General features: G+C 61.7%; 18 protein-coding genes. 8 read left to right on the top strand and 10 right to left on the bottom strand.

The genetic code is table 11. From position 1 onward, the window contains the following. Nucleotides 1-448: 448 nt before the first annotated feature. From ASD67_RS17135 to ASD67_RS17115, 5 genes are all read right to left on the bottom strand, one after another. Nucleotides 449-2,479 (bottom strand): acetoacetate--CoA ligase, encoded by a 2,031-nt coding sequence (locus ASD67_RS17135; RefSeq protein ID WP_200938055.1) that lies wholly within the window; start codon nucleotides 2,477-2,479, stop codon nucleotides 449-451. Nucleotides 2,480-2,549: 70 nt separating this feature from the next. After that, nucleotides 2,550-4,862, bottom strand: coding sequence for a TonB-dependent receptor (locus ASD67_RS17130; protein ID WP_056349894.1), 2,313 nt, complete (start codon nucleotides 4,860-4,862; stop codon nucleotides 2,550-2,552). Nucleotides 4,863-4,881: 19 nt separating this feature from the next. Then, nucleotides 4,882-5,733, bottom strand: coding sequence for a fumarylacetoacetate hydrolase family protein (locus ASD67_RS17125; RefSeq protein ID WP_056349893.1), 852 nt, complete (start codon nucleotides 5,731-5,733; stop codon nucleotides 4,882-4,884). A gap of 29 nt (nucleotides 5,734-5,762) precedes the next feature. After that, the gene (locus ASD67_RS17120; RefSeq protein WP_056349892.1) at nucleotides 5,763-6,437 is read right to left on the bottom strand and encodes a glutathione S-transferase family protein; all 675 of its coding nucleotides are present in this window, start codon (nucleotides 6,435-6,437) and stop codon (nucleotides 5,763-5,765) included. Next, nucleotides 6,437-7,087 carry a VOC family protein gene (locus ASD67_RS17115; protein ID WP_082545264.1) on the bottom strand — a complete coding sequence of 217 codons (651 nt, stop codon included), beginning with the start codon at nucleotides 7,085-7,087 and terminating at the stop codon, nucleotides 6,437-6,439. The genes ASD67_RS17120 and ASD67_RS17115 overlap by 1 nt, the downstream gene beginning before the upstream one ends. Before the next feature lie 172 nt (nucleotides 7,088-7,259). On the opposite strand from ASD67_RS17115, the gene ASD67_RS17110 reads away from it, so the two are divergent. Further along, the gene (locus tag ASD67_RS17110) at nucleotides 7,260-8,219 is read left to right on the top strand and encodes a LysR family transcriptional regulator (RefSeq protein WP_056349891.1); all 960 of its coding nucleotides are present in this window, start codon (nucleotides 7,260-7,262) and stop codon (nucleotides 8,217-8,219) included. Here ASD67_RS17110 and ASD67_RS17105 read toward each other — a convergent pair. Continuing rightward, a complete protein-coding gene (locus ASD67_RS17105) occupies nucleotides 8,216-11,656 on the bottom strand; it encodes an indolepyruvate ferredoxin oxidoreductase family protein (RefSeq protein ID WP_056349889.1) in 3,441 nt (1,146 codons plus the stop codon). The two genes, ASD67_RS17110 and ASD67_RS17105, sit on opposite strands and share 4 nt — an antisense overlap. A gap of 114 nt (nucleotides 11,657-11,770) precedes the next feature. On the opposite strand from ASD67_RS17105, the gene ASD67_RS17100 reads away from it, so the two are divergent. Then, entirely contained in the window at nucleotides 11,771-12,496 is a 726-nt protein-coding gene (locus tag ASD67_RS17100; protein WP_162248602.1) for a Crp/Fnr family transcriptional regulator, read from the top strand. A 5-nt stretch (nucleotides 12,497-12,501) separates the two neighbouring features. On the opposite strand, the gene ASD67_RS17095 is transcribed toward ASD67_RS17100, so the two are convergent. The 4 genes from ASD67_RS17095 to ASD67_RS17080 all read right to left on the bottom strand — a co-directional run bounded on the left by ASD67_RS17095 (nucleotide 12,502) and on the right by ASD67_RS17080 (nucleotide 17,951). Further along, nucleotides 12,502-14,181, bottom strand: a complete 1,680-nt coding sequence (locus ASD67_RS17095) for an arylsulfatase (RefSeq protein ID WP_235535712.1) — start codon at nucleotides 14,179-14,181, stop codon at nucleotides 12,502-12,504. Between the two features lie 16 nt (nucleotides 14,182-14,197). After that, on the bottom strand, nucleotides 14,198-14,890 hold the full coding sequence (locus ASD67_RS17090) for a TetR/AcrR family transcriptional regulator (RefSeq protein ID WP_056349881.1): 693 nt from the start codon (nucleotides 14,888-14,890) through the stop codon (nucleotides 14,198-14,200). Nucleotides 14,891-14,909: 19 nt separating this feature from the next. Continuing rightward, nucleotides 14,910-16,583, bottom strand: a complete 1,674-nt coding sequence (locus ASD67_RS17085) for an FAD-dependent monooxygenase (RefSeq protein ID WP_056349879.1) — start codon at nucleotides 16,581-16,583, stop codon at nucleotides 14,910-14,912. 348 nt (nucleotides 16,584-16,931) lie between these two features. Then, the gene (locus tag ASD67_RS17080; protein ID WP_056349877.1) at nucleotides 16,932-17,951 is read right to left on the bottom strand and encodes a helix-turn-helix domain-containing protein; all 1,020 of its coding nucleotides are present in this window, start codon (nucleotides 17,949-17,951) and stop codon (nucleotides 16,932-16,934) included. 74 nt (nucleotides 17,952-18,025) lie between these two features. On the opposite strand from ASD67_RS17080, the gene ASD67_RS17075 reads away from it, so the two are divergent. The 6 genes from ASD67_RS17075 to ASD67_RS17050 all read left to right on the top strand — a co-directional run bounded on the left by ASD67_RS17075 (nucleotide 18,026) and on the right by ASD67_RS17050 (nucleotide 26,954). Further along, nucleotides 18,026-20,485: a TonB-dependent receptor gene (locus tag ASD67_RS17075; RefSeq protein ID WP_082545130.1), complete on the top strand. Its 2,460-nt coding sequence runs from the start codon at nucleotides 18,026-18,028 to the stop codon at nucleotides 20,483-20,485. Nucleotides 20,486-20,552: 67 nt separating this feature from the next. Next, nucleotides 20,553-22,385, top strand: coding sequence for an aminopeptidase P family protein (locus ASD67_RS17070; protein WP_056349873.1), 1,833 nt, complete (start codon nucleotides 20,553-20,555; stop codon nucleotides 22,383-22,385). Further along, nucleotides 22,382-22,771 (top strand): hypothetical protein, encoded by a 390-nt coding sequence (locus ASD67_RS17065; RefSeq protein WP_056349871.1) that lies wholly within the window; start codon nucleotides 22,382-22,384, stop codon nucleotides 22,769-22,771. The genes ASD67_RS17070 and ASD67_RS17065 overlap by 4 nt, the downstream gene beginning before the upstream one ends. Next, on the top strand, nucleotides 22,768-24,393 hold the full coding sequence (locus ASD67_RS17060; protein ID WP_056349869.1) for a GMC family oxidoreductase: 1,626 nt from the start codon (nucleotides 22,768-22,770) through the stop codon (nucleotides 24,391-24,393). The genes ASD67_RS17065 and ASD67_RS17060 overlap by 4 nt, the downstream gene beginning before the upstream one ends. After that, nucleotides 24,390-25,346, top strand: coding sequence for a prolyl aminopeptidase (gene pip / locus ASD67_RS17055; RefSeq protein WP_056349867.1), 957 nt, complete (start codon nucleotides 24,390-24,392; stop codon nucleotides 25,344-25,346). Before ASD67_RS17060 ends, pip begins: the two co-directional genes overlap by 4 nt. A 102-nt stretch (nucleotides 25,347-25,448) precedes the next feature. Further along, nucleotides 25,449-26,954, top strand: coding sequence for an aldehyde dehydrogenase family protein (locus ASD67_RS17050; protein ID WP_082545129.1), 1,506 nt, complete (start codon nucleotides 25,449-25,451; stop codon nucleotides 26,952-26,954). Nucleotides 26,955-26,971 lie beyond the last annotated feature (17 nt).

The raw sequence follows: 26,971 nt of genomic DNA, 5'->3' as shown, positions 1-26,971 counted from the left end.
CTCGGGATGAATGGGTTTGCGGGGCTCGGTGCCATGGTCCGCGTCAGACACATCTTGCATGCTTCTCTCCTGTCAGGACGCCCTTCCCGCGATCAACACCGGGACTCGGGCAGGTAATCGAGCGCTGCAGAAGCGGAGAACCGCAGGGAAAATTCTATCCGGCGGGGGAGGCCTCTTGCATTGCAACAGGATGATAGTCTTGCGAGCCCATGGTCCGCACTCGCAGAACACGCCAACATGGTATCAGACGGCGCCATATGGGCGGATCGCGCCCTTGGGTATTACCTGCCACGCACCCGGTCGTAACGGAACGTCCCGACTGGCTTCCATCAGCGCGTATGGCGCAATCCCAAAGTTAGACCTGACCCATGTGAGCGAACGGCCGCGATCCGGATCACCAATCAAGCCGTGCGACATGTCCGGCGAGAACCATCTAGAGCCGCCTCTGTCAGGACCGATGACCTGGCCTCCCGCCTCGACCCGTCAGTTCAACGATCCGGGAGTCCGAAGAAAAATCGGCGAACCAGTCCATCGCGTCCGGATTTCGCATCGCGTCCCGACTCGCTACGACGCTCACGTCGGCGCCCATAAGGAGTTTGCGAACCGGGACTTCCATCTTTTTCCCGGTCAGCGTGTATGGAATTTGGGGCACGACGTGCAGTTCGTCGGGCACATGCCGCGGCGACGCTTCGTCGCGAAGTACCCGCGCGATCACGGTCTCGATCGCGGCTTCTGGCGCATGTCTCTCGCTCAGCTGGATGAAGAGCGGCATGTAGAACCCGCCGTCCGGAAGCTCACAGCAGACAATCAGGCTGTCTTCGACCCCCGCTATCTTATCGAGCACATTATAGATTTCGGCCGTCCCGATACGCACGCCATATCGATTGAGGGTCGCGTCGGACCGACCATAAATATAAAGTCCGCCCTCGCCCGTGATCGTTGCGTAATCGCCGTGCCGCCAGACCCCGGGGAAGGTCGAGAAGTAACTTTCGCGATATCGAACACCATCGTCGTCGCCCCACAAATGGAGCGGCATCGACGGCATCGGTCTCAGCACGACAAGTTCACCCACCTCGTCGATGAGGCTATTGCCGCCCTCACCCCAAATATCGAGGTCGACACCCAGTGCCCGAGCCTGAATCTCGCCAGCGCGCACGGGCAAAGTCGGGACGCCAACCGCCAGACCGCTGCAAAATTCGGTCCCGCCCGATTGGGAAGTCACCCAGAGGTCTTTCTTCACATTTTGATAAAACCACGCGAACGTGGCGGGCGTCGAAGGAGCGCCGCCCACCAGAACAGTCTCCAGCGCGGAGAAATCGTAGGCCTCGATCGGCCGGATCTTTTCCTTTTCCATGATCTGAACCAGTGTCGGGCTGGCTCCGAAGCAGGTGGTGCGCGTCTCGGCGGCCATACGCCAGAGCCTGTCCGCACCTCCGTGTGTCGGGCTCCCGTCATAAAGCACTGCGGCACCCCCACTGATCAGCGAGGCGACCACGATGTTCCACATCATCCACCCGGTCGTGGAATAGAAGAACATGGTCTTTCCGGGGCCGAGATCGCAGTGAAGGGAGATGATCTTCAGATGCTCGACGATCATGCCGACATGGCTGTGGACGATCGCCTTGGGCAGCCCGGTGGTGCCAGAAGAAAACAGGATCCAGAGCGGGTGATCGTGCTCGACGCGCTGATAGCGAAAATCGTCAGGCTGGATGACCGGCCGATCGAGAAGCGCGGCAAAATCATGCGTCGCTATTCCGAAAGCCGGCTTCGGCAACCCCATGAAGTCGAGGCAAATAACGACGTCCAGGCTAGGAAGCCCGGCAATGATCTCGCGTGCTTCATCGCTTCGATCAAAAACACGCCCCGCGAAGCTGTAGCCGTCGGCAACGAAAATGGCCTTCGGCGCGATCTGAAGAAAGCGGTCCAGGATTGTTTTCGCGCCGAATTCGGGCGCGGCCGCCGACCATATCGCGCCTATGGAAATGGACGCGAGCATGGCTGCGACCGTTTCCCAAACATTGGGCATATAGGACACGACGCGGTCGCCGGGACCGATATCCAGATCGCGCATCGACTGAGCCAGAGCGCGCACCCGTTGGCCGAGGGCTGACCATGTCAGAACGTCCGGGTCGCGCGTTTCGGCCGAGTGATGAAGCGCGATGCCATCGGGGGCCGATGCTTCATGCCGAAGCAGATGCTCCGCATAATTGACCCGGGACCCGGCGAACCAGCGAACGTCGAACCTGCCGTCGCCTTCCAGCACGCTGCGGTACGGCGTGTCCGAGCTCACATCGAAATAGTCCCAGATCGCACTCCAGAAATCTTCGCAATGCTCGACCGACCAGCGCCACAGATCGGCATAATCGCCAAAGCTGCGGTCGAAGCGCTTTTCAACCCAGTTCTGAAATTGCCGGATGTTGGAACGCGCCGCAAAATCAGGACTGGGCTGCCACAGCAGTTCACCTTCCTGGACCATCATGTTCCTCGTTCCCGTGGCGGATCAGCCGAGCCGGCCTGCCCCTGGACCGAGACAGGCCGGCTTGCCGGATTCAATAGCGATACGACAATCTCAGGCCGTATGTGCGCGGCGCGGCGATCGACATCCCTACGAAGGAAGGGGCGAACGTGCTCTGGACCCCGCCGAGATACACCGCCTCGTTCGTGATATTGCGCACATAGGCGGTCACCGACAGCCGCGTATCGGGTGCGTAGGTCAAGGATGCATTGTACACCTGATAGGCTGGGATCTTCGTGTTGGGGATGAAGTCGATCGTGGCTTCGCGGCCCGACGCGAACTGCATGTCTCCACCGAGGGTGAGCGAACCCTCTCCCCCGAGATCGAAGACATGGTTGTAGGCCAGATTGCCGGTCCACTTCGGCGCTCTCTGGAGCCGCTTGCCCGAGCAATCGACCTGCGCGACAGGACCCGCGGGGCCGACGACGCCGGTAGCGGAAACGGCGCAGCCCGTCTGTCCTGCAGGTAGCACCGCAAACGGGGTCCGGTATGTGAACTCACCATATTCCGCGTCATTGTAGACAAGGTTGGCCGAGAATTGATCGTTCGGCGTGATGCGAATTACCAGATCCGCTTCCACGCCGTAGGACTTGGCCTCGCCGGCATTGCGAATAAGGCCGGAAATGATGCCCAGGTCGTCGGGACCCACGACCTGGACGTGCTGATTGGTATAATCGAGGTAGAAGGCTTCGACGTTCAGCTGGACATTGTTATCGAAGAACCGATTGCGCATACCAAATGTCACGCTCTTTACGCGTTCCGGCTCGTAAGCGGGAGCCACCGCGGCTGAGACACCGCCAGCCTTGTAGCCGGTGCTGTAGTTCCCGTAGATCATGCTGTCGGAGGCAAAGTCGAATTCGAAGCCCGCCTTGTAGTTCAGGCTGTCGGATCTGGAGGATCCGCGAATAAGCAACGGGTTGGTCCCGGGGACAGGTGCGTTGGATGTGCGGATCCCGTCGATATCCCGCTTGTCTTCGCTGTAGCGAAGCCCGCCGATCAGTCGCAGGCTGTCGCTCACGGAAAAGGTGGCCTGCCCGAAGAGCGCATAGCTTTTGGAGACGATTTCCGTGTCGAGCGACGCGTTCTGGATCAGCCCGTTATTGACCGAGAATCTCTGCTTCTGCTTTTCATCATAATAATAGGCGCCGAGCACCCATTTCAGGCGATCGCTCTCGTTCGCAAGCCGCACTTCGCCCGAATAGGCGCGCGACGTTTCAGGAGGCCCCGCTCCATCGTCCGAACGCGTTTGAGCCGGGATCGGCGAGTAGATCGCATAGTCGATCTTGCTATATTGATACGAGGGAATGAAAGTCAGCGTCGCGAAGCCGATATCGGCGTTAAGTTCGCCCTGAAGATTCCAATAATCATTATCCTGATAGAGATTGGCCGGGTCGCCAGGGAGCAACACGGGCGGCGGGAACCGGGAGGCGGCGATCGCAGCGCCGCGCGGATCGGTCGTGCTGGTCCATGGATCGAAGCGCGCGGTTGCCGGTCGCGGCGGACTTGCCAGCGGATTGCCCTTCGGATCATAGAGGGCGAAGCCATTGCCTACCCCGCCCTGATGCGCATAGGCCCCCAGCAACAGGATAGATACCGCTTCGGACGGTTCGGCGAACAACTGCAGTCGAACCGCCTCGCGAACATCGTCGCTGCTTCCGTCCGACAGATAGCCGTCGCGCGTGCGCAGCAGATAAGAGCCACGCACCGCAGCCCGATCCCCGAGCGGAATGTTCACCGCCCCGTCGGAGGAGAGCATGTTGAACCGACCGACGTCGAAGTTCACCACCCCGCCGAAATGACCCAGCTCGGGCTTCACCGGCAGAATATTGATCGCACCCCCACTGGCGTTCCGGCCATAAAGGGTGCCCTGCGGTCCCTTCAGAACCTCGATACGCTCGAGGTCGTAGAAGGACGTGCCTGCCGCCTGCGGCCTCGCATAATAGACGCCTCCGATGTTCAGCGCCACGGCGGGATTCGAAACGGCGGTCTGGCCAGGATCGCCCACTCCCCGGATATAGACCTGCGGAATGGGACCGGCGGTTCCAATCTGGACACCGGGGGTCAGCTTGGCGATGTCCTCCGTGCTCACGATCCCCTGACGTCCGATCTGTTCGCCCGAGATGACGCTGATCGAAAGCGACGACTTCTGGAGATTTTCGGCGCGGCGCTGCGCAGTCACCACGATATCGTTCAACCCGGCACCGTCGCCTTCGGCCTGCCGGGTCGCACCGGCCGCGTCCGAAGGTTCGGCGTCTGCCGACGAATGGTCCATATGAGCGTTCGCGGTCGCAGGCCAACCGACGGAGGTCGCCACCCCCAGTGAAATCATATAGAGATATTTACGCATATCCTCCCTCCCGTTCTGCTTATTTTATGACGTTTTCGATGAAGCCGATCTTTTCGATCTCGCATCGCACCCGGTCGCCCGATTTCAGAAAAACTGGCGGATTTTGGCCGATGCCGACACCGGAAGGCGTACCCGTAGCCAGTACGTCTCCGGTCTCGAGGGTCATTCCGGCCGAAAGATAGGCAATCTGATCCCAGATCGAATACAGCATATCGCCAGTATTTCCGTCCTGGCGCACCTCGCCGTTGACGACGGATTTAAGTCTCAGATTATGAGGGTCGGGAATTTCGTCGCGCGTGACGATGCATGGACCGAGCGGTCCAAATGTATCGAAGGACTTCGATACTGTAACGGTCGGCGAATGGGCCTGCCAGTCCCTGGCCGAAACATCATTGGTGACCGTGTAACCGAAGACATGGTTTGCGGCCTGTTCTTTCGCGATCGATCTGCCGGGACGACCGATGACGACGGCGAGCTCGACTTCATAGTCCAGCGCGACCGAAGGGCCGGGATCGATCGCCGCATAGGGGGCGGCCACGCACGAGCTCTGTTTGTTGAACCAGGCTTGATTGACCGGCGGGGGCACCCCCAGTTTTTCCGCTTCCGCGATATGCTTCTGATAGTTCATGCCGATCGCGAGAAATTTCCCGGGGCGTTCGACCGGGCAAAGCAGCGATGCCGTATCATATGCGACGGCATCAGCGCCCTTCGCGGTCAGCTCATGCGCCATTTCCAGCGCGACAGGTCCACCTTCGATAAGGCTCAGCATCGTCGGGAAGTAATTGGCGATGGCGTTCAGCGGCACGATATAGTCCCGCACCAGGCTACCCAGCCACGGCTTGCCATCATGGCGGTATCGCACCAGCCTCATACCAACTCCCCTTATTTGTTCTTATTTCGTCATTTTTCGCCGCCGGGTGAGATGCCTTCCGGTTCGGTTCCCGCCCCGGACGCGCCGAATAGCATCGCCATTTCTTCTGAAATCACCTCGGCGCGGTTCCCTTCCGCGAGCATCCGGGACTGAAAACGGTCGAGTTCCGGGAGCTCGATCAAATGGCCATGCAAGGCCGGCGCGCGTCGCCAGCCAAGCAGGACGAGCAGAAGCAGGTCGCAGAGGCTGAAGTCATCGAGGACGAACGGGCGCCCCGCCATCATCCGGTCGAGATGCGTCAGCGTGGCGTTGAGATGATCGCGAGCCGCCTCCAGCGCCGCATCATTGTCGCAACCGGGTCGGGGCCTGACCACCGGACGGTAGGCGGCGTGGACCGTCGCGGACAGATAGGAGAGGCGCGAACAGGCAAGCGCTCGCTCATATGTCCCTGCTTCAGGCAGCAAGCGCTTCTCGGGCGCCATGTCCGCGATGTACCCGAGGATCGCGATCACCTCGGTGAGGGTGCCATCGGGGGTGACAAGCGCGGGTACTTGGCCCATGGGATTTATCGCCAGATATTCGTCGGACCTGTTCTCGCCGGCCGCGATCCGAACAAACCGGATTTCATGGTCGAGCTCCGATGCCGCCAGCGCGAGCCGCGCCGCGAGGGAGCAGGCCATCGGGGAATGGTAGAGGCGCAGCATCATGAACTCCCGGACTTTGACGAGATGTCCCGCCCCTCGCCGCGCGCTTCATCTGGCGCTGGCGGAAATTGCGCGGGGATCTGGTCTGGCGAGATGACTGGCCGGGCAAAAAGTGCGCCGGGATCCTCGCCGGCGCGATAGCGTGCGATCATATCGTCCGGATCGACGCGGACACCGATCGGGTTAACGCTGAAATCGCTTTGTGCGAACCACCGGTTCACGGCTTCGGCATCATCCTGGAGGTCGATCTGCAATTCGATCTGGTTGAGATCGGGATCGCGGTAATAGAAGGAAAGCGTCGGCCCGTGGTTGATCGTCCAATATGGGCGCAAGCCGTCGCCTTTGAGCCGCTCATAGGTCGAAAACAGATGGTCGGGCGACGCATAGGTGAAGGCGATATGCTCCAGACCGACCGCCATGGCCGGCCGCTCCACGAGGTCGGGCAGCTGAGCTATGGCAATGCGGTGATGTTCGTCATCATAGGTCAGAAACGCGATGAAATCGGTCGCGAGCACAATTTGCGCTTGCAGCACATCGCAGTACCACGCCGCCATCCGGTCAATATCTGTCGTGCGGAGCACGATATGCGCCAGCTTGGCTGGCGAGATGCCGTCGCCCTTCTTTGCCACCGGGGGTGGGGCTGCAGACATATATTCTCCCATGCGTTCATGATGAAGCCGACGGCGTCATCGCTGACAGCCCTTTGGCGGGCCTTGAATGCTGGGTGCAGGAGTGGCGAATAGTGCGGGATATAAAAAATTTTCATTTGTGAAGGATTACATTTTTATATGTGATATATGTAAGCGCTGATAGGGTACCGGAATGTCATCGCTTCCCCGCAATCTGCAGACTCTGAACCTGAATTTGCTCAAGACGCTCTACGCCGTCCTGCGGTATCGCAGCGTTACCCGGGCAGCCGAAGAACTGCACCTCACGCAAGCTGCGGTGAGCAACAATTTGCGGCGGCTCCGGCAGCATTTCGACGACCGCCTCGTCATCAGGGATGGCCGCTCGCTCCGCCTCACGCCGCGCGCAACCGCTCTGCTCGATCCGCTGGGTGAAACATTGACCGCACTCTCGCGTGTCATCGAAACCGATGTGTTTGCCCCGGAGCATTCGCCTCGCAGTTTTCGGATCGTGGCGGCGAGCAACATATCGGCGATCCTGATGCCGCCGCTCGCCAAACTGCTAGCAGACGAGGCTCCTCACATTAGCGTGCAATTCATCGGGGGCTCGGCCTTGACGCCGCACGATCTCAGGACGGACAGGATCGACGTCCTGATCGGGCCTCCCCAGGTCCTCGCATCGCTTGGCCTCAGTCTTGATGATCCCGCCCAGGAGTGCGGCGGCGAGCATCTTTATACGGAGCGGTTCGTGTGCCTCGTGAACGACAGGCACCCGGTTCTAAACCAGGGTCTGACCCGCGAAGCCTATCTGACGATGCCGCATGCGAGCTTCTTTCTGAACCTCGACACGCCCGGAAGCGTCGAGCATGGCTATATGGAAGCGCAGCGCCTCAATCAGTTCGACCGGCTACTGAGCTCCGACATCACCGTGCTGCCGCTCGTTGCGGCCGCGTCCGACCTCATCGTTCTGGTTCCGCAAAGTGTCGCCGACCTCGCGACGAGGCGGTCCGATCTGGTGATTCTCCCTTGCCCGATCGATATCCCCGAGCTCGAAATATGGTCGTTCTGGAACCGGCATCGCGAGGAGGATGCGGATATAGTTTGGCTTCGGGGCATCATAAGGCGCGGCTTCGCGGATCAAATCCAGCAGCGCTAGCGACCGGCGTTGGCGGCTTGCCCGAACTGCCGCTCCGCGTCTTCGACCTCGCGCACGTAAATTTGCCTCGCCGCTTCCTTCACCGGACCATAGCCGCGAACCGACGAAATCCTGTCGAGCAATGCGGCGGCAGACTGGAGATTGCCGGCCGTAAGCTGCGGCAGCAACCGATCGACGAGCATCTCATAATCACGGATCATACGGCGCTCGTTTCGCCGCTCCTCGAACAATCGCAGCGGATCGAGTTTCGATCGGCGAAGCCATTTCATTGCGGCGAGACCTCTGAGGAGCGGCAAGGTCGGCTTCACGGGAAACTCCCGCTTGCGGGGCCGGCCATTTGGCGCCCGTCCGGGAAGGATTGGCGGCGCCATATTGAAGCTGAGCCTGGCGCCATCTTCGAACGTGTCCGCGAGACGGGCGTGCAAAGCGGGATTGCTGAGCATCCGTGCCACCTCATATTCATCCTTGACGGCTAGAAGCCTGGCGTAGTTCCGGGCAAAGACGAGCGCCAATGCCGTCGAGGCGCGGTCGGCCTTTCGCTCTGCCTCTTCGACGGCTTTGACCTTGGCACGAAATTGATCGGACAAGGCCGCATCCTGATATTGCGTCAGATAGGCCGCCCGGTGCTCCACCACCTCCTCAAGGGTGGCCGGCATCCGAGGTCGCCCATCGGTGCCAGGGAGCATGGCCCATATCTTGTCGCGGTCGGCGATGTAGAGCCGGCCAAGGCGGAAGGCTTTCAGGTTCAACTGGACCGCCACGCCGTTCAGTTCGATCGCCCGTTCCAGCGCCGCGATGCTGACCGGCAAACGCCCCAGCTGAGCGGCCATTCCCACCATCATCAGATTGGCGGCGATGGTGTCGCCGAGCAAGCCGAGCGCCAAGGCCGATACGTCGATAAAAACCAGCCGATCCTTGCTCACCCTGGTTTCAAGCCTCGCCTCGAGACCTTCCCGCTCGGGCAAGGCCTCGCGGTCGAACTGGAACGCGACCGTCGGGGCGACGGCGTGATTTGCGAGCGCATGGGTCCGCGTGCGCGAAAGCGTCGAGGCGGCCTCGGGAGAAAGGGCCGCGACCATGTCGAAGGCGAGCAACAGGTCTGCCTCTCCATGGCCCAGGCGCTGCGTGTGGATGCCCGACGGGTTGGACGCGATGCGGATGTGGCTGAAGACCGCGCCGTTCTTCTGGGCCAGTCCGGTCATATCGAACAGCGACGCGGCGCGGCCATCAAGATGTGCCGCCATGCCGATCAGGGCGCCCACCGTGATCACGCCGGTCCCCCCGATGCCTGCGACCATCAGGTTGCAATCCCCTGCAGCGCGTGCCGGGTCCGGGAGATCGGCAAACAGCGCCTCGTCGATGTTGATGCCCCTGGTCTTGCGGGGCTCTGCACCGCGGACCGTGATGAAGGATGGGCAGAAGCCATCGGCACAGCTGTAATCCTTGTTGCAGCTCGACTGATCGATCTCGCGCTTGCGTCCGAGAGCCGTATCCTTCGGCATGATGCTGACGCATGTCGACTGGACCGAGCAGTCCCCGCATCCCTCACATACATCCTCAGCGATATACATCCGCTTGGCGGGGTCCGGGAATGATCCGCGCTTGCGCCGCCGCCGCTTCTCGGCCGCGCAGGTCTGTTCGTAGATCAGCACCGTACAGCCGGGCGTTTCGCGCAGTTGCTTCTGGACGGTGTCGAGATCGTCGCGATGCCCGATCGTCACATCGTCAGGAAAGATCCCGTTGCGTTTATGGTGATCGGGATTGTCGCTGAGCACGACGATCCGCTTTGCTCCCTCATGACGCACCTGCTGGGCAATGTCCGCGACCGACAGAGGCCCGTCCACCGGTTGTCCGCCCGTCATCGCGACCGCGTCATTATAAAGGATCTTGTAGGTGATATTCACGCCCGATGCGATCGCGGCGCGGATGGCCAGCAGTCCGGAGTGATAATAGGTCCCATCGCCCATATTCTGAAAAACATGCCGGGTGCCCGTGAAGGGCGCGATGCCCATCCAGTTCGTGCCCTCCGCGCCCATCTGCATCGGAAGCATCGCTTTTGAAGGCGCGACGAAGTTCGCCATCGTGTGGCATCCGATGCCCGTCAGCGACACGCTGCCTTCGGGAATCTTGGTCGACCGGTTATGCGGGCAGCCCGAGCAGAAAAACGGGCTTCGCCGCAGTTCCCCGCCGGGCCCATTCTGCAAGTCCGCGGTCGCTGGTGCCGGCATCAGCGGTGCCGCAAGTCCGAGCCGCGACAAGCGATCCGAAATGACGCGAGCCAGATCGGCGGGTTCGAGCGGCAGGACGGACGAAAGGAGGACGGCGCCATCTTCGTCGAGCTTGCCGACGAGGATCGGTGAATGACGATCGCGAACGAGGGCCGAGGCGATCTGTGCTTCCATGAAGCTCTTCTTTTCCTCGATCACCAGCAGGACGTCATGATCGCGCGCAAAGTCCGCGACGCTTTCGGTGTCGAGCGGCCAGATACAGCCCGCCTTGTAGAGCGAGATGCCCAGCTCCGCCGCGCCTCGTTCGTCGAGGCCCAGCAGCGAAAGCGCCTGGCGAGCATCGCCGTAACTTTTGCCTGCACTGACGATTGCAAGCCGCGGCGAGGCGGCGCGAAAGACGACCCGGTCGATGCCATTCGCCCGGACGAAGGGAATGACAAGCGGCAGGCGGTGATCGGTAACGATCTGCTCCGCCCGCAGCGGATTGTAGGGCCGCACCGCAGCGTGGAGCCCTTCCGGCGGCACGTCGCTGACGGCTGGTAGGGCGGGCGCAAAGGCGTCGAGGTCGACATCGACCGACGCCGTTTGTTCGACGACTTCGGTGACGCATTTGACGGCAGCCCACAGCCCCGAATGGCGAGACAAGGCCAGCGCCATCAGGCCATAATGCAGAATTTCGCCCGGATCGGCAGGATAGAAGGACGGGATCGCATTGGCTGCGACAGCCTGCTCGCTCTGGTGCGAGACCGTCGATGACTTGCCGGCATGATCGTCGCCATAGAAAAGCACGACGCCGCCCTTGGCGCTCGCTCCGGCGTAGTGACCATGTTTGAAGGCATCGCCGGCGCGGTCGACGCCCGGCCCCTTGCCGTACCAGGCGGCAAACACGCCTTCGTAGCGCGGCTCGGGAAATTGATCCAATTGCTGCGTGCCGGCGACCGCGGTTGCGGCCAGGTCTTCATTGACGCCGGGATGGAATTTGACGTTCGCAGCCTCGAGCCGCTGCGACACCGACCAGAGTGTGGTGTCGACATTGCCGAGCGGCGAGCCGCGATACCCGCTGATGTAACCCGCAGTGGTCATTCCGGCGCGCTGGTCTAGCTGCGCCTGGTCGAGTAGCACCCGAACCAGGGCCTGCGTGCCGTTGATCAGGATGCGGCCCCGTGTGACCGTCCATTTATCGTCCAGAGATATTGCGGTACCGATCATGAAACTCTCCTCTCGAGCGCGAGTTTAGCCCGTTCTGAGCAGCGCGCTGTCATGTGGGCGACAGCGCCGCATATCCGGCTTGACCCGGACACCACCCTCCACGATGCTTTGACGATGTCGCTTTTCGACCTGTTCCAGTGGCTTCCCGAAAAGACGAGCGCCGCGCTTCTCGCGTCGGCTCGAACGCGGAAGGTTGCCGCAGGCGGCATCATCTATGAGCAGGGCGGCGAGGGCGACGAGATGTTTCGTCTTGTCTCGGGCTCGATCCGCCTGTCGGTGATGAATGCCGACGGACGGGACCTCCTCTACCTGTTCTTCAGCCCCGGCGACTGCTTTGGGACAAGCAGCGTGGTCGACGGCGAGCCCCGCCCGCAGACCGCCGAAGCGTTCGATACCGTCGAGCTTCAGGTGTTCGATCGTGCCACAATCGACCGGCTCCGCACGGACCATCCGCAAATCAACGATGCGCTTCTGCGTCTGCTGTCGCGGCATATGCGGCTCCTCAGCGACTATTACGCCGGCGCGCTGCTCGACGAGGGGGAATATCGGCTGGCCCAGAGGCTGGTCGAGATGGCCGACGGTTTTGGCGTCCCGACCGAGCGCGGCATCCTGCTTCCGACCCGAATTTCCCAATCCGAGCTCGCGGCGATGGTCGGCATCGCGCGCCAGACCGCCAACCGCATATTGAAGAGCTTTCAGGACAGGGGATGGATCACGTCAGCGGGGAACAGCATGATGATTACCCGGCTCGATCAGCTGCGGACCGCCGCGAAGCAAGGTGCCCATATCCACGACTTCGAGGCGGCCAGCCCTGACCGCTCTGTCCGGAACCAGGGCTGATCCTTTCAATCGGCGACCCTCGTCTCCGCCGCAAATTTGTTCCACGCCTCGATCATCGAGCGTCTCCGATCGGGCAATTGCGCGGACAGGTCATGCTGCTCGGCGGGGTCGCTTGCCAGATTATAGAGGGCCCAGGCGCCATCGCCGAAGGGACGGTTTAAGAGGAGAAGCTTCCACGGCCCCTGCCGGACAGCCCGATGCCCGTGCAATTCGATCGTGATCGCCTCGTCGTCCGGATGAACAGACCGGCTCATGTCCGTCAGATAAGGAAGAATGGATCGCCCTCTGACAGCGGCGACCTCCCGTCCCTCGACAACTGGTTTGACGGGAAGCGAGGCGGCATCGAGCAGCGTCGGCGCGATATCCATGATGCTGGCGAAAGCCGCGCCATGAGCCTTTATCGGTCGGCGTCCCGGAATGGTGATGAAGGCCGGGACGCGTGTTCCGCCTTCGCTCGTTACCCCCTTGAAAAGCCGATAGGGGGCCGATGCCGCCTGCGCCCAGTAGGGCCCTAGAAACACCATCGACGACTTGCTTCCCATTGCGTCGTAGCGCGTGTCGCTCGCAGCGATAACGGCAGCCATCCCGGGCAGTCGGCCATAATGCTCGGCCCCTTCTGCAGCCGGACCATTATCCGAAACAAAGACGAAAATGCTGTTCTCGAATTCCCCGTTTCGCTTCAGATGATCGACGAGGCGGCCGACGTTCCGGTCCATCCGGTCGACCATCGCCGCGAAGATCTCCATCTTCCGCGCTTCGACCCGCTTTTGCACGGGCGTGAGCCTGTTCCAGGCTTCGGCATATCCTTCGATGGGCGCCGGGATGACGCCGGCTTCGATGATACCGAGCCGCCGCATGCGGCGGAGGCGCTCCTCGCGCAGCACGGCCCATCCGGCGTCGTACCGGCCAGCGTATCGCGCGATATCCTCCTTCGGGGCCTGAAGCGGGGAATGGGGCGCGGTAAAGGCGAGATAAGCGAAGAAGGGCTTGGTCTTCGGCCGTGCGTCAATCTGGCGAAGCAGCTGGGTCGTGAAATAATCCGAGGAATAAAAATCCGCAGGTACGCTCACCTCATTCCCGTCGTGCGTGAAGGTCGCCCGCATGTTCGGATTGTCGGCAGGGCCCATCGGTCCGCCAAAATGGTTGCTGGCGCCCTGAAGCAGCGCGAAAGAGGTCATGAAGCCCCGGGTCGCAGGGTTCTGCTCGGGCGCCAATCCCAGATGCCATTTGCCGCTGAGGATTGTGTGATATCCCCCTTCCCGAAGACGCTCGGCCAGCGTCGCGACGCGCCGGGTGATTACGCCCTCATATCCCCATTGCACCGTCCCCTTGTCTCCGCCCGCCTCAAGGCGGCTTTCCGCCATCGCGCCGACCCCTGCGGTGTGATTATCGGTGCCCGACAGGAGCATCGCACGCGTTGGCGAGCAGGTCGGGGCGGCGTGAAAATTTGTAAGGAGCGATCCGGCCTTCGCCAGCGCATCGAGGTTGGGGGTGCGGATCTCGCCCCCAAAAGCGCCGATGTCGGAGAAACCGAGATCGTCGGCGACGATGATCACGAAATTGGGTTGCCCCTTTGCGAATGCGGGCAGCGGATTCATCGCGAGCAGGCCCGCGGCAACCATAGCAAGAGTTTTCATCGACCGATCCATGTTGAAGCGGGCCTTGCGGCGGCGCTCGGATTCCACACTCTCACCCGCGGGCTCACCCGGGATCGGGCATCTGGGACTTCGGGATGAGCGCGCCGTTCAATCCATTGAAGAGCAGGTTGATCATGTAATCAGCGTGCCTGTTCGCCACCGCTTCGTCCCGCGGATCAATGTCGTAGAGCGTCTGGATAAGCGGCCGAAGCGCGTAGAAATGAGAAAAGGCGAAGATGATCGTCGGCGTTAGATGCGCCGGAGGTATTGCGACGATCCGACCTTCTTCTGCAGCTCGTGACAGGAGATCGTCGAGGTGGCCGTGGAAGGGTTTGACAAATGTCGTGACGAGCCAGTCAAAACGTTCGCCGGGCGCCCGCAGCTCGTTGAGAATGATCATGACATGCTCGGGCCGCTCCGCCGAAAACTGCAAAAAGCCTCGGAAAAAGACCCGCAGCGCGTCGGTAGGCTCGAGATCGATCGTCGTCCTGCTCAGGAAGCCGAAGAATTTCTTATAGTCCGTCAGCGCATATTCGACCGCCGCGCGCCAGAGATTGTCTTTCGATCCGAAATGATAATGGACCAGCGGCTGACCGATGTCCGCGCCGTTCGCGATCTCCTGAAGCGACGCCCCCTCGAACGTGTCTCTTGCGAACAGCTTCAACGCCGCCTCGAGCACGTCATCGCGCGCATTTGTCGAGGAACCCGCGGGGTTCCGGCGCGGCCGGCGAGCTTTGGGGGCGACTGATTTCGTCATCTGATGATCCTTCGGCCTACTATGCTGCGTTCCGAATATCGGTATGGAACAGGCGCGCCAACGCCGATGGCAGCGCCTCGATCCTCTGCTGGTCTCCAACCCAGGAAACATGGCCGTCCGGCCGGACGAGCACGAGGCCTTCAGGGGCCACGATCCCGTTCTCAGCGGCAAACCGATGGACGCCGACGCCTGGGAGAGGCGGGAGCTTCACGAGATCCACATCCTTGCCGGCCAGCAGGAAGGCGTCGCGGCTCGCAAAAAGGTCGTGCACGCCGACGGACGACCCATCTACCTCGATCAATGCATGCGGCAATCGCCCGCCGACCGTCACGCTTGGGCGGAAGTCGTGAGCGCCCACGGCGTAGATTTCGGACGCGTCGTAGATATATCCGAGCTCGTGCATCAAGGAATCGAAGTGAGGCCGTTGCTGTTCGATCGTATCGGCCAGCACCGCGCGCTTGTCGTCCGCTGCGTCGTCGTCTCCGTCGATGCCAAGGTGCGGCAAGGAGCCCTCGGGCCGCTGCACCACAGTCGGTTCGACCGGCGCGAGAAACGGGACGCCCAGGATCGCATCGACCTCGGCCATTCTCATCGCGTTGGTGACGCTATGATCGCAATTGGCCTTCGCCACGGGCATGCGCTCGTTCGCATAGCTGTCCAGGATGGCGGGGTGCGCCCGGCCTTCCAGAACAAGGGCCAGCTTCCAGGCAAGATTATGCGCATCCTGCACGCCGGTGTTCAAACCGAGACCGCCCGTTGGCGGAAAGCGATGCGCTGCGTCCCCGACCAGAAAAAACGGGCCGGACCGGAATGTTTCGGCAATCTGCGCGCTCATGTTCCAGGATCCGACGCCATCGAGCTGCACCGCAACCGTCCGATCACCGATGGCCCGATGGATCAGCTCCAGCATGACGTCGGGACCGAAATCGTCAGCTGTCAGGTCCGGAGGAATGACGCACATCAAGGCCCATGTCGTCTGAATGTCGAAGCCGATGATGACGCCGCGCACATCGGCGCCGCCTATGAACGTCACCTGCCCGCCCACTCGCGGCTCCAAGTCCGACAGGTCTGCCGTAAAATAGGCGGAGGCGTAGCGGGCCAGGGATGGCGGCCCGATCATATCTATTCCAAGCGATGATCTCACGATGCTCCTGGCGCCATCGCATGCCAGCACATAGTCGTATCGCCGCTCCGAAACCATTCCATCAGTATTGCTGATCGACAGGACAGCTCCGCCCTCCTCGATGGCCGCGCGAACGATCGAATGCCCATAACTCACACGGCCGCCCAAGGCCTCGAGGCGGCGGACGACGACCTCTTCAAACCTGTTCTGGCCCAGGTTGAGGGGATGCACAGCGCTCGCCGCTATCCGTGCCTGCAGGGCCTCTTCATCTTTCACGAGATCCAGCTTCCCGAACCGGCGGCCGGCGAGCGACTCGGCCCACTCGATCGATTTGGTTTTCTCGATCGGGGTAGCGAGGCTGCGCATTTCCTCGAAAACGCCCACTTCGCGCAGGATCTCGCTTGTTCGCGTGTTGACCACATGCGCCTGAGGAAGCCGACAGGGCCCGTCGCCGTCATCGAACATGTCGAATTCGACGCCTCGGAGACGCAGCAGGACACCCGCCATCAGGCCTGCGGCGCCTGCTCCTACAATGGCGACCCGAGCGTTGTCGTTAATAGCCAGACTCATGAAAGCTCTCCATTCGCCTTCGCTGATCGCGCTATTTGATAAAAGAGTCAATTATGCAAATATAAATATCAAATCCGCCTTGAACGTTAGTCTTCCAACCTGGCATGGACTCAAAGCGCGACCGGTAACTCCGTCGACCATCAGCGGGCGATGACATGACGAGATGAGCCGCGACGATGGCGCTCGATCATACGCGAGGATGCAAGGATGGAAGATCAGAGCGGGAAGAAGGCCGCAGCGAGAGCTACCCGGAAACGAACGTCCCGATGGCCAGGCGAATGGACCTGCCGAGCGCAGATTGATTGCACCGCACGGCGAGCCAAGGCTCGCACAGGTTAGAAATGTTATCTACGCCGCGCCAGGTTTGAAGGTCTTGGGCCGGCTTCCGAACTTGTTCGTGAAGGCACGCGTGAAGGCGGAAATATCTGCATAGCCGACGCTTAGCGCCGCCTCGGTAACGCTCATCTCCCCTGACTGCAGCATCTCTCTCGCCCGCGCGAGACGAATATCGCGCCAATGTGCATGTACGCTACTGCCGAACCTCGATTTAAAGCCGGTTGCCAGTTTGGTGCGATTTAGCCCGACGCGGCGAGCAAGGGCCGCGAGCGAAATCGGATTCTCCAAATCCTCGTTCATGATGTCCCGAGCGGCCGCGAGCTTGATGAGGTCCGACGAGCTTAGTTTGACCTGCTCGTCCGCTTGCCGGTTACCCGTGCGGTCGAGCGTATGGACGAGCGTCGCCAATATCTCGAGATATTTGGCTCGCATATAAGCGCGGCGAATCGGCCCGCGAAAATCGCACGAGAAAATGTCGCCGAGCGGCGCCGTCATGAGCGACGTCAAGGGCAGTTGGTCACAGCGGAAGTCAGAGGCAGCGCTATCGGCGAGCCAATTGGCGGCTTCAGGCAGTTCGCTCGCGTCAACGTCGAGGATATCCGTAAAGGTTTCGGGACGCAGATAGAGACAAGCGTATTTCCATGTTGTGGCCTTCTCGATTTCGCGATTGACGATCGATCCTTCGGGATAACGCGAAACGAGGCAGGAGCGCTCTGGCGTCTCGACACTGTATCTTTCCGCGATTTCCTCGCGTCCCGTGCCAAGAAAACGAAACTGGATATGCAGCCAGTCAGCGCCCTCGACGATCTGCGAATAGGTCTTCGCTTCGGAGGGTGCGAGTTCGGTCAGCAGCAGAAACGCGTGGTCCGAAATGCGGACCGCTTCATGGAAAAATCGGCCGGCCGGATCGCTGTCGAGTGGGTCGGAACGATAGTGTACACCGTTACCATCGGTGTAGATGTCCGCGCTGGAATGAACACCGCCGTAGGTCTTCGACGGGTCAATCAACGTCTGATAATCGGTTAGTTCCATAAGCCGTGCACCAAAAAGCCAGGCGGGTTCGACAGGAAACCGTCGCCGCCAGCCTAGCACCGGGCGGTGTCAGAATGAAAGCGGCACAGGAGGAATGCCCGTTAAAAGTACGGGCGGCCCAATCTGGCGAACGTCATGCCAAGAGATTTCCCGCAATCGCGATACCTGTGGGCTTCGAAATGAAGCAATGGACCATATGGGTGAAGGGGTTGAACATGGGACTCGAGCATAACGCGATTTTGCGGACAGGCTGCACGGACGCCGGCGCGGCAAACGGAATTCGGGAGTTTCGCGCACGCCTCAAGATGTCGACATTTGCGCTCGCTGCGGCGCTGTTGCCGGCGGCCGCCCTTGCACAACCGGACACCGTTGCCGAAACAGGAAACGAACCCGAATATCAGTCCGGAGCCTCGCTGCCTGGGGATATCGTGGTTACGGCCCAGAAGCGCTCGGAGAAGCTGACCGAGGTGCCCCTCGCCATGTCGGTGATCCAGTCCGAAGATCTCGCCAACCGGGGTGCGTCATCGCTCGCGGATATCGCCGCTTATGTTCCGGGGGTCGCGATCACCAACGGCGGCGCGCCAGGCGTCAATACGGTGACGATCCGTGGGCTCTCGACGAGTTCAAGCAACAGCTTCAACGCGCCGCTCGTCGTCACCTATATCGACGATCAACCGACAGGCGCGTCCGCAGGCGGCTTCGGCGGGGCGCGAGGCGGCGCTTACACGCTCGATCTCATGCCCTATGACGTCGACAAGGTGGAGGTTCTGCGGGGGCCGCAAGGCACGCTCTACGGTGCGAATGCCATGGGCGGGATTCTCAAATACAGCCTCAAGCGCCCCGATCTCAACGAGGTCGAGGTCCGCGCGGGCGGCGACCTCACGCATGTCGCATCATCGGGAGGGCTCGACTGGGGTGTGCGCGCCGCGGTCAACGTGCCGCTTGTCCAGGATCGTCTCGGTCTTCGGCTGAGTGCCTACAATCGCGAGACGGCCGGCTATGTCGACAATATCGGCATCGACCGGAACAACTCAAACTCGACACGGACCAAGGGAGGCCGTGCCAGCCTGCTCTTCGTGCCCACCGACACGCTCGATATCGAAGCCTCGGTTCTTCTCCAGCGCATTCGTTCGGACGACAATAATTCGATCACCCTCGACGGGCAGACCGGCCGCCCTGCGTTCGGACGCTATATACGCTCGACGAAGTTCGCCGAGACCTACGGCCAGGATGCCGTAAGCTACGCGCTGCGGGTCAACTGGGATCTTGATTTCGCGACGCTCACGAGTTCGACGAGCTATGCGCGCATGAAATATGATCAGGTTCTCGACCTCTCGGGGATCGCCTATGTGCCGAGTGTTCCGACTGCGCTCATCCCCTACCGCTTCACCAATCGCTTGAGAAAGCTCACCCAGGAGACGCGGCTTGCCTCGGACGATACGCGGAATTTCTCGTGGATGGTCGGGGGATTCTTCACGCGTGAGAGCCCGAGCGAGTACAATGATTTCCGAGCCTTTTCGGACTATGGCGTTCCCCTCGCCGCTCCGAATAATATCCTGCTGCTCGGAACGACGCCGGGTTCTCGCAACAAATACACCGAATGGGGCGCCTTTACCAACGCGACCTATCGCTTCAGTGATGCTTTCGATGTCAGCGGCGGCATCCGCTATGGCGAGAACCGCACAAAGGGCTGCGACTCCGGCTTTACCGGTATCTATGGCAACGGCGGCGTGTTCGCGTGCCAGTCGCGTCCCTGGGATGGCGTCACGACCTGGATGGTCAATGCGCGCTATCATTTCCAGCCCGACGCTATGATCTATGGTCGCATCGCCACCGGCTACCGACCCGGCGGCGGCTGCGACACCTGCGGCAATCCGCTACTCGGCGTGCCCCCCACCTATGATCCGGACCGGCTCACCAATTACGAGCTCGGCATCAAGGGAATGTTTCTGGATCGCCGCCTCCAGTTTGAACTTTCGGCCTTCTACATCGACTGGACCGATATCCAGCTACGCGTAACGAATGCGCAAGGCTTCAGCTATCCCGGCAACGGCGATACCGCCCGCAGCCAAGGTGTAGAGCTCAATGCAGCCTATGCCTTTACGAACGGGCTGAAGCTCAGCGGCTTCATCACATATACCGATGCCAAACTCACAGCGGACGCACCCGGGGTCGGCGGCAAGGACGGGGACAGGCTTCCCAACTCGGCTCCCTGGGCCGGCGCCATCATGGCGGACTATCAACGTGAGATTGGTGACGATGCGAAACTGATCGGGGGCATTGCCTATCGGTACAAGGACGCGGTCAATGCGCAGCTCGCCGGGACCGGAAGCCCGTACCGTATGGGCGCGCAGAACGTCGTCGACATTTATGGCGGCGTGGAATTCGGGAAGACCGCGGTGCGGGTCTATGTGAAAAATTTGCTGAACGACCGGTCCTACGCCGGCCTGGCCTTCCTGACCGACCGGTCGCGCCCGCTCTTTGCCCCCGTCCAGCCCTTCACGGTCGGCGTTTCGATCGACCAGAGCTTCTGAGCATCTCGGCCGGAGAGGCGCCAAGCTGCTCCGGCCGTATCCCAGGGACGAATATCAAGGAGCGACGATGTCCAATCTCGACATTTTGCAGCAAAGACTCGCCGCCGCAGATTGCGCCGCGCTGCTGATCCCCTCGTCAGACGAATATCTTAGCGAGTATACGCAACCTGCCGACCGGCGACTGCCATGGATCACCGGCTTCTCCGGATCGATAGCTTCGGTCATCGTCGCGCGCGACCGGGCGGCGATTTTCGTGGACGGCCGATACACGGAGCAGGCGGCGCGCCAGGTGGACACGGCGCGCTTCGACGTCTGCGGCTTCGGCAACCCGGCCCGACTCGAATGGCTGCGCAGGACGCTGCAGCCTGGCGACACGCTGATGGTCGATACGCGGCTGCACAGCGTCGCCGAACTTCAGCAGCTTATGGAGGGCGCTGAAGCGGCCGGATTCAAGATTGCAGCCACACCCTCCAACCTCGTCGATGCGATCTGGACCACGAGTCGGCCCACCCCGAGCCGGTCGTCGGTTTTCGACTATGACGTTCAATATGCAGGCTTGGCGCGTGAGGAGAAGTTCACGTTGCTGCGGCAGCAGCTGATCGAACGCGGCCGCGATCTGTTCATCGTCGCGGATCCGGAGGATGTCGCATGGCTTCTCAACATCCGATCGACCGACAGCATAGACACGCTGGACCGGGGAGATTTCAGCAACCCGATCTCCAGTTTCCGTGTGCCCGCCCCGCTGTCACGCGTCCTGCTCCCCGCCGAGGGCGAAGTGTGCTGGTTCGTTGATCGCGACCGCCTCGCTCCCGAACTGCTCGACGCGCTCGAAGGCGTTGTATTGATATGCGAGCCTGGCCGGTTTGACGCCACGCTCGCATCGCTTGCAGCAGGCAAGACGGTTGCGGCGAACCTCAGGCGCACCAACTACCATCATGCAAAGATTATCCGCGAAGCGGGCGCAATCGAGGACGATGCGTCCGTCGTGCGCTACCGAGGTATCAAGCATCCCAACGAGATCACCGCCGCGCGTGAGGGACACCGGATCGACGGTGCCGCTGTCGTCCGCTTCCTCGCATGGCTGCCGACGGCCACGGCCAAAGGCATAGTGACCGAGCTCGAGGCTGCACAGCGACTTACCGAACTGCGTGCGGAGAATGAGCGCTATCTTGGCCCTTCGATGAGCAATCTCAGCGCGAGCGGTCCCAATTCGGCGCTTCCTCACTACGTCCCGACGAAGGAGACGAACCGGGTCCTCAATGATCATCCGATCTTCTGGATGGACTCTGGCGGACAATATCTGGGTTGCTCCACGGACAATACGGTTTGCTTCGCCATTGGCACGCCCGAAAGCCGCCATGTTCTTGCCCATACTCTCGCGGTCAAAGGATGGATGGCGCTCAGCCGCGCCCGCTTCCCCGAGGGAATTGCCTCGACCCAGCTTGACAGCTTTGCCCGCCAATATCTGTGGCAGCACGGCTTGGATTATGGCCACGGAACCGGGCATGGCGTCGGCAACTTCCTCAATATCCACGAGGTTCCCCACATCCGCCGCGAGATCGACCATTATTCGGTCGCCCCCATTCTCTCAGGACAGATCCTGTCGAACGAACCAGGCTATTATCTTAAGGGGGATTTCGGTGTCCGCATCGAGAGCCACATCCTCGCGGTCCCATCGGCGCATGAGGGATTTCTCGAATTCGAGACGCTTTCGATGTTACCAATCGATCCGCAGCTGATCGACGCCAACTTGCTCGATCCCCACGAGGCTCGATGGCTCTCCGACTATCATAATGGTCTCGTTGCCGGTTACGAAGGCATGCTGGATGCCGCCGAAGCGTCGTGGCTCGCTGGCATCGCCCGTCGTTTCGAGGACATGGCGAACAGGGCCGGAGCATGATGCCTCGCGAAACACAGCTGCCAGCCCGGATCGACCGCGTCGACGAACTGCTTCGCCGCTTCGGCGAAGATTTCGACCGGAAGCGGACGGACATGGCGCGCTATTACAGCGACGACTTCCGGGCTGTTGTCGGCGAAGAAACGGTCGACCGCGAAACATATCTGGCGGCGATTACGGCGATGTATGACGCGGGTATTGGCGAGATCGCGTTCGAGGTTGATCATTACCGGCATCTGGCCGCCGACCTGTGTCTCGCGTCGGGCACGACCTACGTTCGGGATTCGGGCGGCGCTCGGCACGCATCCCGCTTTACCTTCTTGTGTGGCGGCACGGGCGATATGCGTTTCGTACATGTCCATTCGTCGGCAGCGAGGGAAGTTCGATGACCGCCACCCAACATTTCGACTATGTGGTGATCGGCGGCGGATCGGCGGGCTGCGCGGTCGCACGCGGCCTCGCGTCGGGCTCGTCCTGCAACATCCTTCTTCTCGAGGCCGGGCCCGACGTCCGCACGCTCGAGACGAAGGTCCCTGCTTTCGTAAAAAAAGCGGGCGCGCGGTTCGATTGGGGCTTCACCTCGGAGCCCGACGCTAGCCGTGCCGGGCGGCGCGAAGGCTGGGCCCGCGGGCGCATTGTCGGAGGCAGCAGCGGCATCAACGGGATGATGTTCGTCCGCGGGGCGGCCAGTGACTATGATCGCTGGGCGGAGATGCAGAATCCGGGATGGGGTTGGGAAGATGTGGCCCCGCACTTCCGCGCGATGGAGACGAGCGATCGGCCCGGCACCGCCCGCGGGCACTCCGGCCCGCTGAATGTCCGCACCGTAGCTCGGCCGCACCGGTTGACGCGCGCATTTCTCGAGGCAGCAGCCGGCGCGGGCTATCCCCTTAACGAAGATTATAACGGCGAGACGCAGGAAGGGTTCGGGCTGGCGCAGCTCTCGCAGCGCAAAGGCCTGAGGCACAGCGCTGCAGACGCGTTCCTCAAAGATATTCGCAAGCGGGGCAACTTCACTCTGTGGGACAATTGCGACGCGAAGCAGCTTCTCTTCAAGGACGGGCGCGCGACCCATCTTGTCTGCTCAAAGGGCGGTGTCGACACGCTCGTGAGCGCCGACAGGTTCATCCTGAGCGCCGGCGCTGTCGGCACGCCGACGCTTTTGCTGCGCTCCGGGGTCGGCGACCCGGGGGAACTTGCGGCACTCGGAATCGACACAACCATCGCGTCACCGGAGGTCGGCAAGAATCTCATCGAGCACCCACTCGTCCGGCTCGTTTATGAAACACGGGTTCCTTCGCGCACGCCGCGAGGTGTCGGGCAATATCTTCGCGAGCTGCTCGACTTCGCCCTGCACCGGGAGGGGATGCTGGCGAGCGTCTTCGAGGCGACCGGCTTCACGAAGAGCGGAGGCGGGGTCACAGCGCCCGACATCCAGTTCCACTTCCTGCCGATCGGAATTCTCGATCCCGTCAAGAACCAGGCGCCGCTTCTGAAGACGCCGTCACTCACGATATATGCCAACCTCAGTCATCCGGCGGGACGTGGCGAACTCCGGCTGGCGTCCAAGGATCCCGACGTGGCACCGCTTATCCGCCCGAACCTCCTGGGCGGCGGCCAACGCGACGTGAATGCACTCGCGGCCGGCATCCGGATTGCCCGCAAAATCATGGCAGCGGAGCCGATGGCGTCGCTCGTCGCGCGCGAAGTGGCCCCGGGCCTCCAGATAGAAAGCGACGCTGCGCTACACGAGCACATCCGCAACAATTGCGAGATCGCCTATCACATCTCGGGAACCTGCCGGATGGGGAGCGATCCCGGGGCGGTGGTCGCGCCGGACCTGAAGCTCAAAGGCGCAGCGAATATCTGGGTCGCCGATGCCTCGATTTTTCCGGACCTGATCAGCGGCAACACCAACGCTGCCTGCATGATGATCGGGACGAAATTGGCACGACAACTCCTCGGTGATGAGACTGTCGAAGCTGGTCACCCCGCCCGGAGCGCAGCATGAGCAGTGACGTGCTGCGGAGGCTCTATCCCGAGGTCGAGCCCTATGAAAGCGGGCATTTCGATGTCGGCGACGGCCATAGCCTCTATTATGAGCGCTGCGGCACGCCGGGCGCCAAACCGGCGGTCTTTCTGCACGGCGGCCCTGGGGCCGGCATCGCGCCTGCGCATCGCCGCCTGTTCGATCCGGCCCGATATGATGTGCTGCTTTTCGACCAACGCGGATGCGGCCGCTCCGTCCCGCACGCATCGATCGAGAACAACAGCACCTGGCATCTCGTCACGGACATCGAGAGACTTCGCGCGCATCTCGGCATAGAACAGTGGCTCGTATTCGGCGGATCCTGGGGCTCGACGCTGGCGATTGCCTATGCGGAACGTTACCCGGAACATGTGAGCGCGCTTGTTCTGCGCGGCATATTTCTTGGCGACCGGGCCAGCATCGACTGGTTCTATCGTTTCGGCGCCTCGGAGATTTTTCCCGAGGAATGGGCGAAGTTCCGGCGCGCGGTCGATACCCCTGGCGAGGAGGATCTCATCGCGGCTTATTATCGACGCCTGAGCGGCCCGGTCGACAGCGTGCCGCTCGAGGTTGCCCGCGCCTGGAGCCGGTGGGAAGCGGCAACCGTCTCGCTGCTTCCCGACACCGAGCGCGAACGCCAGTCTGCGGAAGCGCGAAACGCGATCGCAGTCGCGCGGATCGAGACGCATTTTTTTGCGAACGATTGCTGGTTCGAGCCGGAGCAGCTGCTGCGCGAGGCGAGCCGGCTGGCCGGCATTCCAGGCGTTATCGTGCATGGTCGCTACGATATTTGCTGCGCGCCCGGGAATGCATGGAAACTGCACCAGAGCTGGCCTCAATCGACGCTGAGGATCGTCGAGGGGGCCGGGCATGTATTTTCAGAGCCCGGAATTACAAACGAGCTCGTGCGAGCCACCGACATGTTCGCGGCGTGAAATGAGCGCGCGGCAACTTCAAAGGGCGGTGATGGGCCGAATTTTCCGCCCCGTCGTCATATCGACGACGGAGCTAAAGCGCTTCCAGGGAAGAAGGAATATATGAATCAGGCACCGACGGTTACGCCGAACCGGCTCACCGCTAAGGATCTCCCGCCGGTAATGCCGTTCGTGGATGGGCTGCCCCTCGCCTCGGGCTCGGCAGACCATTTCGTGACGCATGATCCGTCCAATGGCGACGCCCTGCTCGAGATCGGCTGCGGCGCGGCAGCTGACGTCGATGCCGCCGTCGCCGCGGCCCGCCGCAGCTTCGAAAAGGGTAGCTGGCGCCGCGCGGCACCGCACGAGAAGAAGGCCGTGCTCTCCCGCTGGGCAGATCTTATCGCCGAACATGCGGCGCGTCTCGACGCTCTCGACGCACTCGAGATGGGAAAGCCGGTCGCACAGGCCGGCTTCAGCGCCGCGAGCGCTGCAGCGCTCATGAATTTCAATGCAGAAGCCCTCGACAAGATCCTCGGCGATGTTCTCAGCAGCGATAGCCTCTCGACGGTCATCCAGCCTCGCGGCCCGCGCGGCGTCGTGGCAGCAATCGTGCCATGGAATTTCCCGACTTATAATTGCGTGATCAAACTCGGGCCTGCGCTCGCGGCGGGCAACAGCGTGGTTCTGAAGCCGTCCGAACTGTCGTCGCAGTCGGCTCTTCTGCTTGCGCGGCTCGCGCTCGATGCCGGACTGCCGCCAGGTGTGCTGAACGTCGTCCCGGGCCGCGGCGACATCGTCGGCCGCGCGCTCGCGGAACATATGGATGTCGACATGGTCACTTTCACCGGATCGACGGCGGTCGGCAAGCGGATCATGCAATATGCCGGGGCCTCGAACATGAAGGTGGTTGGCGCCGAGTGCGGCGGGAAATCGCCGCAAATCGTCTTCGATGACGGCATCGACATCGACGCCGTGGCCGCTCAGATCGCACGCTCGATCCTGTTCAACCAGGGGCAGGTGTGCAGTTTCGGATCGCGTATCCTAGTGCAGAACACAATGAAGGATGCGCTGATCGATCGCGTTCGGCCTCTGCTCGCGGGCATCCAACCGGGCGACCCCCAGTCGGCCGACACGAGCTACGGCCCCCTTGTCTCCAAGGCGCAGTTCGACAAGGTCGCGAGCTATATCGAGAATGCCACGGCCGTGCCGGACCGGCTTGCCTATGGCGGCCGCAAGCTGCTCGGCGAGAGCGGGGGCTACTACATCGAACCGACCATCCTTCACAATCTCGCGCCCGACAACCCGGTGGTCCGCGAGGAAATCTTCGGACCCGTCGTGGCGGTGCTGACGTTCGCCAATGAGGACGAGGCCATCCGGCTTGCGAATGACAGCGATTATGGCCTTGCCGCCTATATCTGGAGCGCCGACATGGCACGAAGCTTTCGGCTGGCCCACGCAATGCGCACAGCCATTACCGTCGTGAATGCCGAAGCGGTCGCAAGCTTCGGCCCGGGTCACGCATATTCAGGCGAGCCAGCGCGAATGTCGGGTTTGGGTGTCGAGGGCGGACTTGCGGGTTTGGAGGCTTACCAGCGCCGGCAGACCATCTGGTTCAACCATGGCTGATCGCATCCGGTTCCGCG

The sequence above is a fragment of the Sphingopyxis sp. Root1497 genome (assembly GCF_001427085.1).
In the GTDB taxonomy this organism is placed as follows: Bacteria; Pseudomonadota; Alphaproteobacteria; order Sphingomonadales; family Sphingomonadaceae; genus Sphingopyxis.
The sequence above is the reverse complement of the archived record's forward strand: the minus strand, read 5'-3'. Positions and strand labels throughout refer to the sequence as shown.